The sequence below is a fragment of the Burkholderia plantarii genome (assembly GCF_001411805.1).
Taxonomy (GTDB): domain Bacteria; phylum Pseudomonadota; class Gammaproteobacteria; order Burkholderiales; family Burkholderiaceae; genus Burkholderia; species Burkholderia plantarii.
Map to the genome: position 1 here is coordinate 2,790,317 of NZ_CP007212.1, position 16,392 is coordinate 2,806,708.

General features: G+C 63.6%; 20 protein-coding genes and 1 pseudogene. 1 reads left to right on the forward strand and 20 read right to left on the reverse strand.

Annotated elements, in window-relative coordinates; genetic code table 11:
- Positions 1 to 9: 9 nt before the first annotated feature.
- The 11 genes and pseudogenes from bpln_RS11860 to bpln_RS11895 form a co-directional block, all read right to left on the reverse strand.
- A complete protein-coding gene (locus tag bpln_RS11860; RefSeq protein ID WP_027806990.1) occupies positions 10 to 279 on the reverse strand; it encodes a VirB3 family type IV secretion system protein in 270 nt (89 codons plus the stop codon).
- Positions 276 to 644, reverse strand: a complete 369-nt coding sequence (locus tag bpln_RS11865) for a TrbC/VirB2 family type IV secretion system protein (RefSeq protein ID WP_027806989.1) — start codon at positions 642 to 644, stop codon at positions 276 to 278. The genes bpln_RS11860 and bpln_RS11865 overlap by 4 nt, the downstream gene beginning before the upstream one ends.
- Positions 641 to 1,645: a P-type conjugative transfer ATPase TrbB gene (trbB, locus tag bpln_RS11870; protein WP_055138899.1), complete on the reverse strand. Its 1,005-nt coding sequence runs from the start codon at positions 1,643 to 1,645 to the stop codon at positions 641 to 643. The genes bpln_RS11865 and trbB overlap by 4 nt, the downstream gene beginning before the upstream one ends.
- Positions 1,642 to 2,106 (reverse strand): CopG family transcriptional regulator, encoded by a 465-nt coding sequence (locus tag bpln_RS11875; RefSeq protein WP_027806987.1) that lies wholly within the window; start codon positions 2,104 to 2,106, stop codon positions 1,642 to 1,644. The genes trbB and bpln_RS11875 overlap by 4 nt, the downstream gene beginning before the upstream one ends.
- The gene (locus tag bpln_RS11880; RefSeq protein ID WP_055138900.1) at positions 2,103 to 4,106 is read right to left on the reverse strand and encodes a conjugal transfer protein TraG; all 2,004 of its coding nucleotides are present in this window, start codon (positions 4,104 to 4,106) and stop codon (positions 2,103 to 2,105) included. Before bpln_RS11880 ends, bpln_RS11875 begins: the two co-directional genes overlap by 4 nt.
- A gap of 238 nt (positions 4,107 to 4,344) precedes the next feature.
- Positions 4,345 to 4,464, reverse strand: a pseudogene (locus tag bpln_RS38380) (entry exclusion lipoprotein TrbK); the annotation flags it as partial.
- 120 nt (positions 4,465 to 4,584) lie between these two features.
- Entirely contained in the window at positions 4,585 to 5,520 is a 936-nt protein-coding gene (locus bpln_RS33950; RefSeq protein WP_080289154.1) for a LysR family transcriptional regulator, read from the reverse strand.
- Positions 5,521 to 5,571: 51 nt separating this feature from the next.
- Positions 5,572 to 6,207, reverse strand: coding sequence for a DsbA family oxidoreductase (locus bpln_RS33955; RefSeq protein WP_244131923.1), 636 nt, complete (start codon positions 6,205 to 6,207; stop codon positions 5,572 to 5,574).
- Positions 6,208 to 6,236: 29 nt separating this feature from the next.
- Positions 6,237 to 7,148 (reverse strand): oxidoreductase, encoded by a 912-nt coding sequence (locus tag bpln_RS33960; RefSeq protein ID WP_082465272.1) that lies wholly within the window; start codon positions 7,146 to 7,148, stop codon positions 6,237 to 6,239.
- Positions 7,149 to 7,177: 29 nt separating this feature from the next.
- On the reverse strand, positions 7,178 to 7,831 hold the full coding sequence (locus bpln_RS11890; protein ID WP_027806983.1) for an SDR family oxidoreductase: 654 nt from the start codon (positions 7,829 to 7,831) through the stop codon (positions 7,178 to 7,180).
- A gap of 4 nt (positions 7,832 to 7,835) precedes the next feature.
- Positions 7,836 to 8,453 carry an FMN-dependent NADH-azoreductase gene (locus bpln_RS11895; protein WP_055138901.1) on the reverse strand — a complete coding sequence of 206 codons (618 nt, stop codon included), beginning with the start codon at positions 8,451 to 8,453 and terminating at the stop codon, positions 7,836 to 7,838.
- Between the two features lie 109 nt (positions 8,454 to 8,562).
- On the opposite strand from bpln_RS11895, the gene bpln_RS11900 reads away from it, so the two are divergent.
- On the forward strand, positions 8,563 to 8,997 hold the full coding sequence (locus bpln_RS11900; protein WP_027806981.1) for a winged helix-turn-helix transcriptional regulator: 435 nt from the start codon (positions 8,563 to 8,565) through the stop codon (positions 8,995 to 8,997).
- A gap of 40 nt (positions 8,998 to 9,037) precedes the next feature.
- Here bpln_RS11900 and bpln_RS11905 read toward each other — a convergent pair whose 3' ends face one another.
- The 9 genes from bpln_RS11905 to bpln_RS11945 form a co-directional block, all read right to left on the reverse strand.
- A complete protein-coding gene (locus bpln_RS11905) occupies positions 9,038 to 10,999 on the reverse strand; it encodes a relaxase/mobilization nuclease and DUF3363 domain-containing protein (RefSeq protein ID WP_055138902.1) in 1,962 nt (653 codons plus the stop codon).
- Between the two features lie 436 nt (positions 11,000 to 11,435).
- Complete coding sequence (locus bpln_RS11910) at positions 11,436 to 12,023, reverse strand: S26 family signal peptidase (protein ID WP_027806979.1); 588 nt, start codon at positions 12,021 to 12,023, stop codon at positions 11,436 to 11,438.
- Positions 12,020 to 12,553 carry a DUF2840 domain-containing protein gene (locus bpln_RS11915; RefSeq protein WP_055138903.1) on the reverse strand — a complete coding sequence of 178 codons (534 nt, stop codon included), beginning with the start codon at positions 12,551 to 12,553 and terminating at the stop codon, positions 12,020 to 12,022. The genes bpln_RS11910 and bpln_RS11915 overlap by 4 nt, the downstream gene beginning before the upstream one ends.
- Positions 12,550 to 12,801 carry a hypothetical protein gene (locus bpln_RS11920; RefSeq protein WP_034196465.1) on the reverse strand — a complete coding sequence of 84 codons (252 nt, stop codon included), beginning with the start codon at positions 12,799 to 12,801 and terminating at the stop codon, positions 12,550 to 12,552. Before bpln_RS11920 ends, bpln_RS11915 begins: the two co-directional genes overlap by 4 nt.
- On the reverse strand, positions 12,798 to 13,436 hold the full coding sequence (parA, locus tag bpln_RS11925) for a ParA family partition ATPase (RefSeq protein ID WP_055138904.1): 639 nt from the start codon (positions 13,434 to 13,436) through the stop codon (positions 12,798 to 12,800). Before parA ends, bpln_RS11920 begins: the two co-directional genes overlap by 4 nt.
- Before the next feature lie 241 nt (positions 13,437 to 13,677).
- Positions 13,678 to 14,523 (reverse strand): replication initiator protein A, encoded by an 846-nt coding sequence (locus tag bpln_RS11930; protein WP_027806975.1) that lies wholly within the window; start codon positions 14,521 to 14,523, stop codon positions 13,678 to 13,680.
- 14 nt (positions 14,524 to 14,537) lie between these two features.
- On the reverse strand, positions 14,538 to 14,819 hold the full coding sequence (locus tag bpln_RS11935) for a helix-turn-helix transcriptional regulator (protein ID WP_027806974.1): 282 nt from the start codon (positions 14,817 to 14,819) through the stop codon (positions 14,538 to 14,540).
- A gap of 125 nt (positions 14,820 to 14,944) precedes the next feature.
- Complete coding sequence (locus bpln_RS11940) at positions 14,945 to 15,700, reverse strand: DUF2285 domain-containing protein (RefSeq protein ID WP_055138905.1); 756 nt, start codon at positions 15,698 to 15,700, stop codon at positions 14,945 to 14,947.
- Positions 15,701 to 16,017: 317 nt separating this feature from the next.
- A complete protein-coding gene (locus bpln_RS11945; RefSeq protein WP_027806972.1) occupies positions 16,018 to 16,368 on the reverse strand; it encodes a DUF2958 domain-containing protein in 351 nt (116 codons plus the stop codon).
- Positions 16,369 to 16,392: the final 24 nt, after the last annotated feature.

The following is a 16,392-nucleotide window of genomic DNA, read 5'->3' on the forward strand; positions in this document are numbered from 1 at the left end:
CCCCGGTCCTCACACGTCCAGCAGTGACTTGTGTTTCAGGTGTCGCGCGAAGACCTGCATGAACTGCGGATCGACCTTCGCGCCCCACACCGCGAGCGAATGGCCGATCAGCCACAGCGCGAGGCCGGGAATCCACAGTTGCAGGCCCAGCCCGATGGCGGCGGCCAGCGTGCCGTTGGCAATCGCCACGGTGCGCGGCGCACCGCCCATCAGGATCGGTTCGGTGAGCGACCGATGTAGTGGCACCTCGAAGCCCGGCAGGTCGGTCGTCGTGCTCATACGACAGCTCCGCCGGAGAAGCTGAAGAACGACAGGAAGAAGCTCGATGCGGCGAAGGCGATCGACAGCCCGAACACAATCTGGATAAGGCGCCGGAAGCCGCCGCTGGTGTCGCCAAACGCGAGCGTGAGGCCGGTCACGATGATGATGATGACCGCGACGATCTTGGCGACCGGCCCCTGGATCGAATCGAGAATGGATTGCAGCGGCGCTTCCCACGGCATGTTCGAGCCTGCGGCCTTGGCCGTGCCGGTCAGCGCGATCATCACGACAGACAGCGTCAGCCCCAGACGCGTGGGCTGGACCAGGCTGCGAAGGCGTGCAAGCGGATTTACGGAAAAGCGCAAAACGTGGGCGTGACTCATGAGGGTTCTCCAGAGGGAAGCACGGATGGGGATGGCGGCGGCAAGGCGTCGCAAAGCTGGTAGCCGGCGGCATCGAAGCCGGTCACGCGGGCGATGCGCTCGATGCGACGACGCCGGCCACGGCCGGCGATGTGGATGACGACGTTGACCGCCTCGGCAATCAGCGCGCGCGGCGGATTCACGGCAACTTCGAGGATCAGTTGTTCGAGACGCAGCAGCGCACCCAAAGCGGAGCCGGCATGGATCGTGGCAATGCCGCCAGGGTGGCCGGTGCCCCACACCTTGATGAGATCCAGCGCTTCGCCACCGCGCACCTCGCCGACGATCACGCGGTCGGGCCGCAGGCGCATCGTGGCGCGCACCAGCTCAGTCATCGACACGACGCCCGCGCGCGTGCGCAGAGGTACGTGGTCGTGCGCCGTGCATTGCAGTTCGATGGTGTCTTCGAGTACCAGCACGCGATCGCCGGTGGCGGCAATCTCTGCGAGCAAGGCATTGGCGAGCGTGGTTTTGCCGGTGCTGGTGCCGCCGGCGACGAGGATATTCAGCCGCTCGCGCACCGCATCACGCAAGAATGCAGCCTGTTCGGCGGTCATCATGCCGTCGGCGACGTAGCGATCCAGCGGAATGACGCCGACCACGCGCTTGCGCAGCGCGAAGGCCGGCCCAGGAGCTGCGGGCGGCAGGATGCCCTCGAATCGCTCGCCAGTTTCCGGTAATTCGGCCGTCAGCAGTGGCTGGCCGCGATGTACCTCTGCGCCGACATGCGCGGCGACCAGGCGGATGATGCGTTCGCCGTCTTCCTCGGCCAGCTCGGCGCCCATCGGCGCGCGGCCGGACGAGAGTCGATCAATCCAGAGCGTACGGTCGGGATTGAGCATGATTTCCACCACGTCCGGGTCTTCGAGCGCGGCGGCGATCAGCGGCCCCATCGCCGTGCGCAACATGCGGATGCGCCGATCGAGCGACGTGGTGGCAAAAGACTGCAGCTGCGCGCTCATGAGGCACGCTCCTGCGCTTCGACCTGGGCTGCTGCGTCGTTCTGCCGTGCGGTGTCGGGATTCAGCTCTTCCACCACCTCACGCACCAGACTGCGCCCGCGCATCAGGTGGCGGCCGAGTTGTTCGACAAACTGCTCGAACCGCACTTTGCCCTGCGCGCGAGCGGCATCCTGATGTGCTTCGGGAACCGGCGCGCTGACCGTGAGGAAGTAGCGGACGAACAGCGCCAGCGTCTCGATCTCGATGTTCTGGTCTCGCTCCAGTTTCTCGAACTGGCGCGAGAGTCGGTCGAGCCGTTTGGCAATGGCCGCCTCGCGCTGGTCGCCCGCATCAGGCGAAAGCCAGGACGCGAGCGCCGCGGCGACGATCGACGACTTCGATACGCCTTTCTTCGTCGCCAGCTCATCGAGACGCCGGGCGTGCTCGGGCGGGATGAACAGGTTGAGGCGGTACTGGCTCATAGTTGGAGTCCGTCGTCGTGGTCCAGGGACGCCAGCCGGGCCGTGCGTTGCATGGCCGGGTCGAACTGGCGAGGGAGCGGCAACGGCAGATCGTCGTCATCGAGCAGCGCAAGGTCGCTGTCGGCTGGCGGCTGCTCGGGGCTGTATTCGGAGACTTCGGATAACTCCGGCTGCCTGCGCGGCCCGCCGTCGTCGGCCGTGCCTGTGTCAGCGCCAATCAGGCCAGCGGCGATCGGCGCTGCCGGTACAGTGGGAATCGCCAGCCGGCTCCAGTCGTCGGGGCGGATCGGCGGCGCATCGGCGTAGCGCCCGATGGCGAGCGCGGGCGGTGGCAGCACACGGCGCTTGAAATTGGCGTCGGTGTAGTAGCGCAGCTTCTTCGCCTTAATCGGCGCGACGCTGGACACCATCACCACGGCGTCATCGGTCGGGAGCTGCATCACCTCACCCGGCGTCAGCAGCGGCCGTGCGGTTTCCTGCCGTGAGACCATCAGATGCCCGAGCCACGGTGCGAGCCGGTGGCCAGCGTAATTGCGCTGTGCTCGCAGCTCGGTCGCGGTGCCAAGCGTTTCGGAAATACGCTTTGCCGTGCGTTCGTCGTTGGTGGCGAACGTCACGCGTACATGACAGTTGTCGAGGATCGAGTGGTTCTGGCCGTAGGCTTTGTCGATCTGGTTGAGTGACTGCGCGATGAGAAAACTACGGATGCCGTAGCCCGCCATGAACGCCAGTGCCGTCTCGAAGAAGTCGAGCCGACCCAGCGCAGGAAACTCGTCGAGCATCAGCAGCAGCTTGTGACGGCGTGCAATGCCGTCGCTGCCGTCGAGTGATTCGGTCAGACGCCGGCCGATCTGGTTGAGGATTAGGCGCACCAGCGGCTTGGTTCGGCTGATGTCGGACGGCGGCACAACCAGATACAGCGAGACGGGATGCTCGGACGCAATCAGGTCGGCGATGCGCCAGTCGCATCGCGAGGTAACTTCGGCCACGGTGGGGTCGCGGTACAGGCCGAGGAACGACATGGCCGTGGACAGCACGCCCGAACGCTCGTTGTCGCTCTTGTTGAGCACTTCGCGCGCAGCCGATGCGACAACGGGATGCGGCACATCGCCCAGGTGCTTCGTCGTCATCATTCGGTGCAACGTCAACTCGAACGGACATGCCGGATCGGACAGGAAGTTGGCGACACCGCGCAGCGTCTTGTCCTCGCCTGCGTAGAGCACATGCAGGATCGCGCCAACCAGCAGCGCATGCGACGTCTTCTCCCAATGATTGCGGCGTTCGAGCGCGCCCTCGGGATCGACCAGGATATCCGCGATGTTCTGCACGTCGCGCACTTCATGCGCGCCGCGCCGGACTTCGAGCAGTGGGTTGTACGCGGCCGACTTCGGATCGGTCGGATTGAATAGCAGGCAATGCGAGAAACGTGCGCGCCAACCCGCAGTGATCGCCCAGTTCTCGCCCTTGATGTCATGAATGACGGCGGACGCCGGCCAGCTCAACAGCGTGGGAATCACGAGGCCCACACCTTTGCCGGAGCGCGTGGGCGCGAAGGTCAGGACGTGTTCCGGACCTTCATGCCGTAGGTACTGGCCGTCGTGCAGGCCGAGAAACACGCCCGCCGGTTGCGTGAGGCCAGCCTTGCGGATGTCGCGGGCGTCGGCCCAGCGTGCAGAGCCGTAGGTGGTGACGAGGCGCGATTGCCGGGCACGCCATACCGACATGCCGATGGCGACGCCCGCAGCGGTAACGCCACTTGCAGCGGCGATGACACCGCCCTTGAGGAACAGGCGCGGCGCATAGGCGTCGTACCAGTACCACCACTCGAACAGTCGCCACGGGTGATAGAACGGGATGCCAAGACAGTCGAACCAGGGCGAGCCAAGGCGTAGCTGGTAGCCCAGGTGTGCGGCGGTCCATTGGGTAGCACCCCAAGTTCCCGCAACCACGATGCCGAACACCGTCAGCATCTGGCCGAACAGCACACTGGTCCCGTTCATGCTGGCCTCCGACCTTCTCCTGCTTCACGCAGCGAAAACGCGCCGCGCAGCGAGGAGCATCGGTGCTGTGGTCAGTGCCGGTCAAAGACCGTTATCGGGATAACCGTCTAGGAAAAAGCAAGATCTCGCGTAAGGTCGAGTGAAAAGAAAACACAGCGACCATAGGCACATTGCAACGTGTCGAGAGAAAAATCTGAAAATTCGTGGCGCAGCGCGTGCGATGAGAACTTCGGTTGGCTTACGGCGTTTTGCCGTTACCCATGAAGCGGCGACTAGTCACCTCGGCCACGCGGTTGCAGAGCTCATCGCCCAATATGGCACGATCCGGCTTGCATTTCTGGCGCAGCTCTTTCAATCGCTATGGGTTAGCCTATAAGCGACTCCACCGTCCTGGCTAGCCCAGATGAGGACGCTACCTCTCCTAGTCCGTATTTTCCTCAAGCCACCAACATCGCGACAAGGAAAAGCGGGATCTTCTTCATGGCTCGATTTTCTCCGATTTTTCGCTAGAAGATGGCGTACTGCAGTTGGTCGCGTTGATGATATGCACTCGCTTGATGAAGCGTGTCATTGTCTCAGATGGTTCGGCTTCAAGACGCAACAAGTAGGTCGATAGCATGGGGGATCGACCAGCCAGAGGCCGAGCCACTACGTTTGGGTCAGCGAAGGTCGCGATTTGCGAAGCGCCCGCCAATCCCAAGGCAAAGCCCGCCGACACCAGTGCTAGCATCAATTCGTATGAGGCTACCCTTTCGGCAATCAGTGGCTCCCGATCCACCTGCCGCAGAATCTTATCGACTTGGCGTACATATCCTTCACATGCTTGCGGGTCGCCTAGTACCAACGGATAGCGCAATACTTCTAAAAGTGGAATTCGCTTGTAAGCCAACAACGGGTGCCGCGCCGGCACCATTACCATGAGTGGGTCTCTCCACACAGGGACGGTGGTTATGCCATCGCCCACCTCGTAGGATTGAGCGAAACCCACATCGTACAGGTCATCGTGAAGCCCTTTTATCTGCTGTGCCAACGAGACCTGTGAAAGCCGTATTTCCACTTCGGGTTCCTCTTGGCGGCAAACCGCCAAGAAAGCGGATAGGCGCGAAGGCGTCACCCCGTCCGACAGAGCGACGCGCAACTGGCCGTGGTATCCATTCACCGCTGCTTTTACGCTATCTCTTGCCTGTTGTATGGATGTAAATATGCGGGGGACATACTCCAAAAACAACTTTCCCGCTCGAGTGAGTCGAGTACTTCGAGTGGTGCGAACAAAAAGCTGAACGCCCAAATCTTCTTCCAATTCCTTTATGGCGCGTGACAATGGCGATTGCTCAATATGCAACCGCTCCGCCGCATGAGCAAAGTGGAGTTCCTCGGCAACAGCAAGGAAACAGCGCAGGTGACGTAATTCCATGCAGATAAGATTTTGCCGCGTCCCTACATCACTAGAACGAGGGAAACCGCGTTAGAGAGAGATTGCGCCAGAAGCCGCTTGTATTGCCGAAGCAATCTCGTCTTCGTTGCGTCCCCCATTGATGGCAACGCTTCCCCCAAAGACAAAGTGGGGAACCGAACGGACACCAGTATCCGCCGACTTGACCGCTTCCTCCTCGACGCGGCGGTGCTGTTCAGGATCAAGTGCGATAGCACGCGCCTGCTCGCGGTCAAAACCGTAGTCGGCAGCGATGTCGGCCAGCACATCCGCATCGGAGATGTTCTTGGCCGCGATGAAGTAGGCATCGGTGATTGCAACTGCGAGCCTATGCTGCGTCTTACGCCCAGCGGCTGCCAGAATCACGGCATGAGCCGCCTTGGTCGGATAGGCCCAGAGCTGGCGACTAAGATCCAAGTCGAAACCCGAAGCGCGAGCCTCTCCCTCAGGGCGAGCGAAGGCGACCTTCGGATCGGTGATGCCGTAGCGCGAACGCAGCAAGTCGGGAATATAGAGGCCACTTGCGGGCGCATCGGGCAGAAGCAGGACGGGATGCTGCCGGATATCAACGACCAGATCGGGAAAACGCTCCGCCAGCACTTTATCGAGCCGGTGATGTCCGACGATGCACCACGGACATGTGATTTCAGTATAGAGATCTATTTGCATAACCATCCTCTCGTAATCTGACTTTCGCGCTATGAATTTGAGGATAGTTCAGCATCGATTCCGGTCAGTTGAACCGATATGTCCCAAAGTCGTTTTGCGAGTTCTGGATTTCGCGCGTCCTGAGACGGAGTGCATTCGCCAGAGGGGCCGCGCAATTCGGAAGTTTTCGTTGGCCCGTAATAGCCGCCGGACTTTATTTGTCCTGTCGCCGCTTGCAATGCACCCCACGCGCCCTGAGCCGGCGTGTTGAAAAACAGGCCGATCAGTGACATTACGACGTTGCCCCACCAGCTGTCGCGCGCAAGGCTGGTTCCAGCAAGGCCCGGATGGCAGGCCACTGCCGTAACAGGTATACCCGCTATTCGCAGTCGCCGATCCAGCTCAAAGATAAAAAGTAGATTCGCAAGCTTGCTGGCTGCATAGCGAGGCATCCACTTGTAGTCCTTCACCGCATTAAGGTCGTCCCACTCGATCTTCGCGCCCCTGTGCAGACCGCTGCTTGTGACAACGATGCGCGACCCGGAAGTTTCCGTGAGCTTGGGCAACATGAACGCGGTAAGCGCAAAGCATCCAAGATGATTCACGCCGAACGTCAGTTCGAAGCCTTGCGCCGTGTGCTTCAGCTTCGGCCCTTGCACGCCCGCATTATTGATGAGCACGTCGATGCGTGGCTCCCGTTCGGCCAGTTTTGCTGCGTTCCGCACACTCGCCAGGTCTGCGAGGTCAAGCGGCAGGAATGCGAGATTCGCTTCAGGTGTCTTCAGACGAATCCTGCGAATAGCGGCTTGTGCCTTGACCTCGTCACGGCACGCGAGAAGTACCCTTGCTCGCCGCGCCGCCAACGTGCTCGCTATTTCAAAGCCTATGCCGGTGTTGGCGCCGGTGACGAGAAAGGTCTTTCCCGATTGATCGGGCACATCGGTATTGGTGAATCCGCTCATGGCGTGAACCTTGTCGAAACGTTCCTGGGTCAATGGTTAGCGATGCCTGGCGCCGCACGCACGAACTTCCTGTCGGTCACCTGGTCAACCAGGAACTTCGCAAGATTGCCTCTTGAAAGCTTCATGCTGAGTTTGGCCTTTCCATACCAACCCATGTCCACGCCGCCATCGGCGGGACCATCCTTGAGGTTCGGGATGCGCACCAATGTCCAGTCCAGGTCCGAATTGGCGACCAGTTCGCCAGTCGCCTTGATGTCCTCATACCCCTTGCGCGCGATCACCTTGAACAACAGCGCGAACGCATGGGGTTTGAAGGCAAAGCCATCCTTGGGATCGCGATAGGCAGCCGTAGAAATCTGGATAAGACGGCGCACGCCTGCGTGCTTCATCGCGGCGATGATGTGGGTTAAACCGTGCTTGATCGGCTTATCGCCCTGCACCTTGAGACTGTTGGGACCAAGGGCGCTAATGACCGCATCAGCACCTTGGACGCACTTCGCAATGGCGCTCCGGTCTTGCAGATCACCGACAACGATTTCTACCCTTCCCGCGAACGATGCGAGTTTCTTTGCGTCGCGCGTATAGACCGACAGGTTGTAGCCATGCTTCAAGGCTTCCTCGATGATGTGCCTTCCGGTCGGCCCGGTCGCACCGAACAGCGCGATGGTTTTTTTCCGGGTCATGATGTCACGCAGCCTTCGCCAACAAGGCTTTGATGGCCGTTTCGGTGTTGGCGATTGCGGCCTTCGCCGCATCGGGGCCCAAAACCGTGCCTTCGACACGCACCACTTCAACGTCGGTCAGGCCGATGAAGCCGAGCAGATGCAGCAGATAGTTGGTCTGAAAGTCGAACGGTGCCCAGGCACCTTCCGAGAACACGCCGCCGGTAGCGGTAACGAGATAGACCTTCTTGTCGGTCAGCAGCCCCTTCGGCCCAGTATCGCCGTAGCCGAAGGTGACGCGCGGCCAGGTGACATGATCGAACCACGCCTTGAGCTGCGAGGACGGACCGAAGTTGATCATGCCCGAACCGAGCACGATCACATCGGCGACCTTCAACTCATCGACCAACTCTTGCGCGACCTTCACCGCCTCGACCTGTTCCGGTGTGCGGTCTTCGGGCGACGTGATCCGGCCCTGGATGTAGGCCGGCGTGATGTGCGGCGGCGGATTCGCGGCGAGGTCGCGCACGGTCAGCGGGCCACCCGAGCGGGCCTGGATGCCTTCGGCGATTTCGGTGGCGAAGCGGGTGGAAAGACTGTCGGCCCCGCGCGGACTGGAAGTAACAAGTAGGGTGTGGCTCATGACGGATCCTAGGTATAAAATAAGAACCAAGTAATTCGTTGGTTCTGACTTACCAATCTATACAAAGGATGGTATGGTCCCTTCGGCTTCCCCACAAGAAGGCACACGCATGTCACCTAGTCACATCGAGACGCCTACCGATATGCCTGCACCTGACACCGGCGGCTGTCTAGCGACCCGTGAAATCCTGGATCGCATCGGCGACAAATGGAGCCTCTACATCGTCGCTATGCTGGCGAATGGCACGCGGCGCTTCAACGAATTGAAACGTGGCATCGACGGCATTTCCCAGCGCATGCTGACGCTGACTTTGCGCGGACTGGAACGCGACGGACTGGTCACGCGCACGATGTACCCGACGATTCCCCCGCGCGTCGATTACGACCTCACTGACTTGGGAAGAACGCTGTTGACGCCTGTCATGGCGCTGGTCCACTGGGCGAACGACAACCAACTCGCCATTGCCGAGGCGCATAAGCGTTTTGACGAGGAACCGGAGCCCGATCAGGTCTTGATTCAAGGGGTTGTCTACCAGCGTCGATGAGCGAGCCCCAAGCTGTTAGGCTTGTGCGAATATAGCGGCGTCATCCTACTGAAGGCCCGCGTTGGTGCCCGACTTCCCACGACACACCATCGCGGAGCACCATAGCGGCGAGCTGTTGGCCTAGGCGCTGTTCGATCACTGGCTTCCACGGCACCAGCGAGAAGCTCCTACCGTCGTCGAGCATCGCGTAGCGCCCGCTGGCGAGCATGACACTACGCCGGTAGATGCCGACCAAGCGCTGCCCGTCGGCTGCAGGCCGGTACTCCAGCCCTGTTTCGGTGGCAATGTCCTTCGTAGCCTTCGCCAGTTCGCGCCCTCGAAGTGTCGTCAGCAGATTGCGAGTGAGGACAACACGCTGCCCGCGATGCTCGGCCAACCCCTGTTCGACCAGGAAGTCCGCGCGTTGGCGCAACGCCTCCTTGACCTCGGCCCCAAAGCCTAGGTCACTCAACCCCTTGCCGCCGCCGATCAACTGTTGGTCGAGCCAGGTGGCGCCGATCACGCACGCCTGCCGCTCGATAGACAGGTGCGATTTCAAATCCACACCCACACCGCCACCGAGCCGCTGCGCGTCGTACTGGCGGCCACGCTCGGCCAGATCGTCGGGGACGCGCCAGACACCTTCGGCCTCGCGCTCCACGATACCGGCGCGGCGCAGGGCCTCGAGACGGCGCACATGGGCGGCCACCACTTCGCGCGGGTCGCGAGCGGGCCTGGCTTGGCCTTGAGCTACGGCCAGGTGATGATCGGTGCGATACACGCCATCGACGGCCAGCGCGGCGATGTTGCGGTCTGCAGTACGCACGTCCGCCGCGCCTTTCACTTCGACCACGGCGCCGGTCGGGTACTGCTCCAGTTCCGACTGCGGCGGCAGCGCAACGTAGTGCGCCTTGCCGTCCGTGCCATCGACGATCAGGTATGCCTTGTCGTACAGCTCGTCGGCCAGCCCCTTGCCGGCCACCCGGCCGATAATCGTGCGGCCGTCGTTGCCCGGCTCGAACACGGCCAGCTCGCGGGACTTGCCGCTCATTGCCCGTTGCATGGTGCGGATGATGTCGCCGCGCTCACCCATCGCCCGCAGGGTCGGTTCGGCTTCGGTATGAACGACCCATGCGCCAGGCTGCTGCTCAGTCGCCAAGCCCATGCGCTGCAAGCATTGCAAGCGACCGATCAGCACTTGCCGCTGGCGTTGCAGTCGGGGTTCGGCGAAGTTTTGGACCCGCACCAGGCCATCGTCGCCGGCCTCGCGCCGCAAGGTGCGATCCAGGCCCGTCCACCGCTCCTGATCGACTTCGCGCCGCATGGCGCGCTGCATCTCCAGCTCGGTGCGTGGTCCCAGCCATTCTGTCGCCAGCTCCGACGCCCGCCGGCGCATTCCCTCGGCGATGTAGTCGCGGGAAATAATGAGGTCTTTGCCGGTGTCATCCTTGCCGCGCAGGACGACGTGCGTGTGCGGGTTGTCCGTGTTCCAGTGATCGACCGCGACCCATTCCAGCCGCGTGCCCAGGTCGGCCTCCATACGCGCCATCAGGTGTCGGGTGTAGGTGCGCAGGTCGTCAAGCTGTTCGGCATCCTCTGGCGAGACGATGAACCGGAACTGGTGGCGGTCCCCTTCGCCGTGCTCCTTGAACGCTTCAATGTCAGCATCGTCGGTCGTCGCCCCGTAGGCGTGACTCGGCCCGCCGTGGCGATCGACACCTTCGCGCTCGATGTAGCGCAGGTGCGCGGCAGTCGAGCGCGGCCCGGCCTTCGCCAGATTCACCAGGCGGGCCTTGATCGTGACGCGCCGCGCATTCGCCCTAAGTCCCTGCCCTGCGAAGCGAGCCGCAACGTGGCCGCGCCCTAATCGGGAACCGGGCCGCTGACCAACCCTGCCGGCTGTCTTGCCGAGCTTCGTGCCGGCCTTGTTGGCATGCCGCAGTACTTTGTTGATGTAGGCATCGCCGCGCTGTTTCGGCGCACCAGGCCGGACGCGGAAATGGTCATCGTCACGGTTGCTCATGGAGCGGCTCCATCCAAGGCGGTCGTAGTCCGGCGGACGAAGCACGCTGCTTCGCCAACGCCGATGCAGCGTTGCGCACCTTCGCGGCACGCTGCCGCTCTCTGGCGCGTGCCGCGCCACCCCCATGTGCAGACAAGGTTTCCAAGCGGCCATGTGCCGCGACCTTTTATCTTGCCTTCCGCCTTTGCCCTGCGCTGTCGCTCCGGGCATCGGCGGCCCGGAGGCGCTGCGCTACTCGCAGCCAGCACGCCGGGGAACGCGGCCACGGCCCTCGGCCGCGCGCGTTCAAGGCGATATGCCTGCACGGAGGAAAGCGTCGCCGGATGTCGCTCGACGTGCAGTGCTGATGCACTCGCAGGACACGCGCGATGACACCGCGACGGCCAGCAGAACGACACACCGGCTGGCACGATGAAGCGCAGCGAATCAGCGGCCATCACTGACGCGTCTCCAGCCAGACCGGATGCGCAACACCGATCACGGTGGATGCATCGACCGGCCCGAAATACCTGCTGTCGAACGACGCAGGATTGGTCACGCTCAACAGGAACAGTTCGCCCGGTTCGAGGCGGCGGCACTGCGGCCACGATGGCAGCGGACGGCCCAGCCGGTCGACACTCAGCACGGTGGCCGAAGGCACGTCGTCGATGCGGACGATTCCGCCCGCGATGCACACCTCCTGCGGCGAGACCGCACCGATGCGCTTGAGCAGCGGTACGCGCGTCGGCAGATAGCCGCGCTGCGCAGCAAGTGCGGCGGCCTCGGCCGGCAAGGGGACGAGCACGATGCTGTCCACGGTCAATGGACGTGGCAACGAGCCGGCCCGATGGTCGAGCGGGTCGATGCGATACCAGCCGACCGCCACGCTGTCGGACGGGTTGTAGGTCAGGCGCGGCAGCGGTGACACAAAGGACGCCCAGGCCAGCGCAGCGAAGCCGCAAGCGGCCAGTGTTGCCACGCCGGTACGAGCGCGTCTGTGCGAGCGAGGATGCGACGCGGTGCCGGATGGGGAAATGGTTATCATGGCAGCGCCCTCCCGGCCAGCCAGGCGGCGTGCCGCTCGGCGGTGTACGCGGGAACCGGCAAGCGTGCAGCGAGCCGGTTGCCGAGCGTGCGCCAGTACGCCGGCGATACGTCCGCGGGCGCGATGCCCTGCGCCTCGATGGCGTCGAGCTGCGCCAGCACGGCGCGCACGGCGGGTTCGCCTTCGGCGTGCAGCAGCAGGCGCGCGCCGGGCAGCACGCCGGGGATGCGCTGCGCCGCGTCCAGCGACGCGCAAGCCTGCATCACCATGAGCTGCCAGCGGATTGTGCCGTAGTCGTTCGCCTGCCAGCGGATGCGGCATAACAGCGCGCCCGGCAGGAACACCGCAACGCGACGCCAGCGGTCGAGCCGGATAGTACGGGTCGGCTCGCCGAAGCGCAGATACACGTCGATGCGCTGCTCAACGTAGGCGAGCGAAACGCGCGTCAGCGGCGCAATGCCGGCTTGACCGGCGAGCACCGCGAGCGATGGCGACGGCGCAGTCGTGGCCGCCAGAGCAGATGCGTTCATGAGGTCTTCTCCGGGAACTCGCGTTCCAGCAATACGCGCAGCAGTTCGGCGACGGTCACGCCTTGCATGAAGGCCGATACCTTGATGCGCGCCCGCATCGCGGGCGTGACGTCGAGGGTCAGGCGCGCGGTGTAGAGGTCGCCCTTGTTGAGCGCATCGGCGTCTCCCTGCCGAACCCACGCCTCGGCGTGCGGGTTCGCGGGCGGACGCGCGCCGATGCCGACGCGCTTGCCGTTGCGCTGGCTCATGTCGGCCACCGCAGCAGTTCGTCGGTCAACGCGGCGATCTCGCGCGCGGCGGCGCTGTCGGGTGCCGTCTCGCGTGCGAGCCGGCCAGCGGTCACGCTGTCGGCGAACACGATGCGCTGATGCACGTCCGCGCGCAGCGCGGGCAGCGGCTGGTCGGCGAGCGCGCTGCGCGCCTCGCGGCCGATGACGGTGGTGCTGACGCGCCGATTGACGACGAAGGCCGCGCGCAACGCAGGCCTGAACACCTGCGCTTCACGGATCAGCGCCACCATCTCGGCAGAGGCCCACAGGTCGTAGGGGCTGGGCTGCACGGGAATCAGCACGCGCTCGGCCGCCAGCAGCGCAGAGCGCGCCAAGGCGGCGATGCGCGGCGGACCGTCGATGACGACGTGATCGGCGCGACGGGCAAGCTCCGGCGCTTCCTGGTGCAGCGTCTCGCGGGCGAGGCCCACGGCGCTGAATAGCCGTGGCAAGCCCTGCTGGGCGCGTCGCTGCGTCCAGTCCAATGCCGAGCCTTGCGGGTCAGCATCGAGCAGGATGACGTGCGATCCACGCATTGCCAGTTCGCCGGCGATGTGGGTAGCGAGCGTGGTCTTGCCGACGCCACCTTTCTGATTGAGCAGCGCGACGATCATGGCGCGGCCCTCCCTCCGGAAACACCGGATTCGCCCTGTCGTTTCGGGGTTGCCCACCGAAACGGAGCGCACTTACTACCAGTTAGAGCTTTTAAGTTAGATAAGTTAGCGAGCGCCGAAACCCGCGTCGTTATTGGCTTTGCGGCGATTTCGCACGCCTGATAGCACGATGGGGACACGCCTGATAGCACGACACCCAGCACGCCTGATAGCACGAGGCCGTCCACACGTTGTCCCCGAGTTATCCCCGTGCCGTGAACGGCACGGGCCGGAAGGTCAGCAGTTCGGCGTTGCTGTCTGGCATCCGCTCGATGCCGAGCACGTAGCCCGGTAGTGACTGCCGCGCGACCAGCGCGCGCAGATCGCAGGCGAAGTCGTAGGGCTTCGCCGTGCTGCCCGACTTCTTGTGCAGGTGCCGGAAGTCGAATTGCCAGCCGCCCGGCTGTCTGCCGCCATGCTTGCGTACCAGCCGATACAGCCACCGCTCGATGCCGCCAGTGAGCCGGAAATACGCCGGATCGATGGTCAGCACCAAGGCGGCGTCGAGCACGCCGGCATAGAACCAGTCCGGCAGGATCAGCTCGATGCCCAGCGGCGTGCCGCGAGCGTCGGCCAGTTCCTTCCATTCGTTGATCCACGAGAAGCGATGCAGCCGCCGCCTGGTCGTCTCGCGGATGGAAGTCGCCACCGTTGTCGATTGCAGCCGGTCGAGCGCGGCCTTGAGGCGCTGGTAGTCGCGCAGCGACACACCGCGCCCGATGAAGCGCAGGATCTCGTAGGGCGTGGCCTGCATCAGTCGCGACGGGCGCAAGCCCGCGTCGCGCGCTTCCACGATCTGCGAGGCAGCCCAAATCAGCACGTCCGCGTCCCATATAGTCGCTATACCGTGCTCCTGCGTACCTTCCACGCGGATCGTGACGTCGCCGCTGCGAAAGTCGATCGGCGCCGTGCGCCGTGACTTCGCCAGCGAGAAGAACGGAAAGGCCATCAAGTCCTGGGCGTCGCGCGGCGCCATGTCGCCCGGCAAGGCGCGGAACAGGTCGAGCTGTTCTCGCTCTCGCGATAGGCTGGACAAGGCGATGGCCATGGGAGCGCCTTCGGTCAGCGCGCACGGCTGTCGGCCGAATGGTGTTCGGCGTATTCGGGATCGGACGTGGTTTCGTAGCTGCGCTGGTCGGCCCAAGCATCGAGATCGGCTGCTGCGTACATCACGCGGCGGCCGAACTTGCGGAACTTCGGCCCGTTGCCGATCACGCGCTGCTTTTCGAGCGTGCGCGGCGACAGCCGCAGGTATTCGGCGGCTTCGTCGTTGGTGAGGTAGCGTTGGGGTTGCGCAGGCGCGGCGATGAGTGCGGCAGAAGGCCGCAAGGGAGCAGGACGCATCGGATGAACCTCCATCTGGCAAGAACGCCGGCAGCACCAGCGCAGCCGGATGGAGTCAGTCTCAAGATAGCGATGCGTTGCGCGGAGGGTCGTTTTGCAGCGCTGGCAAAACGACCCTCCCTTGGTCAATCGAGCTGTATCAGGCGGCGGTAGCCGCCGCGCATCAGCGATTGACCGCGCCGCACCAGGCGACGCACGCGCGAGCGTAGGCCGCCGTCCGCGTACCAGCCGGAAGCCACGGCCTCGGCGCCGAACAGCCCTTCGGCTGTCTCGCGCAAGGACGCGCCCGCGAGAGCCGCGTCAAGCGCCTGCAAGGTGTGCAGTTCCAGCAGTGCGGCGGGTTTGGGCCGCGTGCGAGCCACTCCCGCAGGGATGGTCGCCTCCGCCGTTGCCAGCATGTCCAGCTCGGTCGTAATCGCGCGATAGCTTTTAGCGGACGCAGCGCCCGCACGAATGGCATAGAGGTAGGCCATGCCATCGGCCACGCCCGGCGCCAGTGTTAACCGCACGCGGCATCCGGGCCAGGCTGCCGTCAACAAAAGGCGCTTGCCATCGTAGACAAGATACTTGTGGCCAGGGATGCGCCAGAACGCGAAAGCGTCGGCGTCCGGTGGCGGGTCGGCATCCGGGTAGAGTTGGAGCACATCGACAGGATCGGGAAACCAATCTGGATGCGCGTCGCGTGCATCGAGTGTCGGGTCTTCCAGCATGCGCAAGCCCCAGGCGTGAGCCACCGCCAGTTGCCGGCGACCGCGCAGCCAGTCGCGCCGGTAATCGGGATGGCGGCGCAGGTACTCCCAAGCCAACGTAGGGCCGTCGAGATGCAACACATACAGGTACGCAGCGGTGGGATACCAGGCTTCAGAGCTCCGATCGGCCATGACGCAACCTCCCGTTTAACAGGGACGTCGCCATGAACGTCGAACGTGCGAGCTACGGCATCAGCAACATCAAATCGCCGACAACGAAGGCACAAACTCAAGCGGTAACGAGGACCAATTAGCTCCGAAGCCTTGCGCGTCATCCCAGTGCGACGGCTGCGCAGCACAAAAATGGTGCGCAGCGTCGGACACCCTGCCGCAAGTCGCTCTGTACATCATGGTCCTTTCGGTCACGGTCGCACCCGTCTGGCGCAAGAATATGGTTCAAGACCGTATTCGTCTGACGTTAGACCAAAAAAGACACAATACGCCCCCGGTCAGTCGGAGATTGAGCCATCGCGCTCTGCGAGCACGACGTACTCCGATAGCGGCCGTACCGCGTGGAAATACAGATCGCGTAGGACGGGTCGTTGTAGCGGCCCGACGATCCCGGCCAGGTCAGACAGCCTGACCGTCCCGAGCGCCGGCATCCCGATCCCGAGATCGATCAACCCCCAAGCAGTATCGCCATCGGCCGGATCGATCGCGGCCAGCAGCCAGGTCGCGTGTGCGTCCGGCGTGAACAGGCGTACTGCCGGCAGCGGGTCAATGCTTTGACCGGCTGCGCGCGCTGCACCGACGGCGAGCAGTTGCGCACGTTGTTCGGCAGTGACGAGCGGCTGTGTCATAGCAGGGAATCTCTAGAACCGACG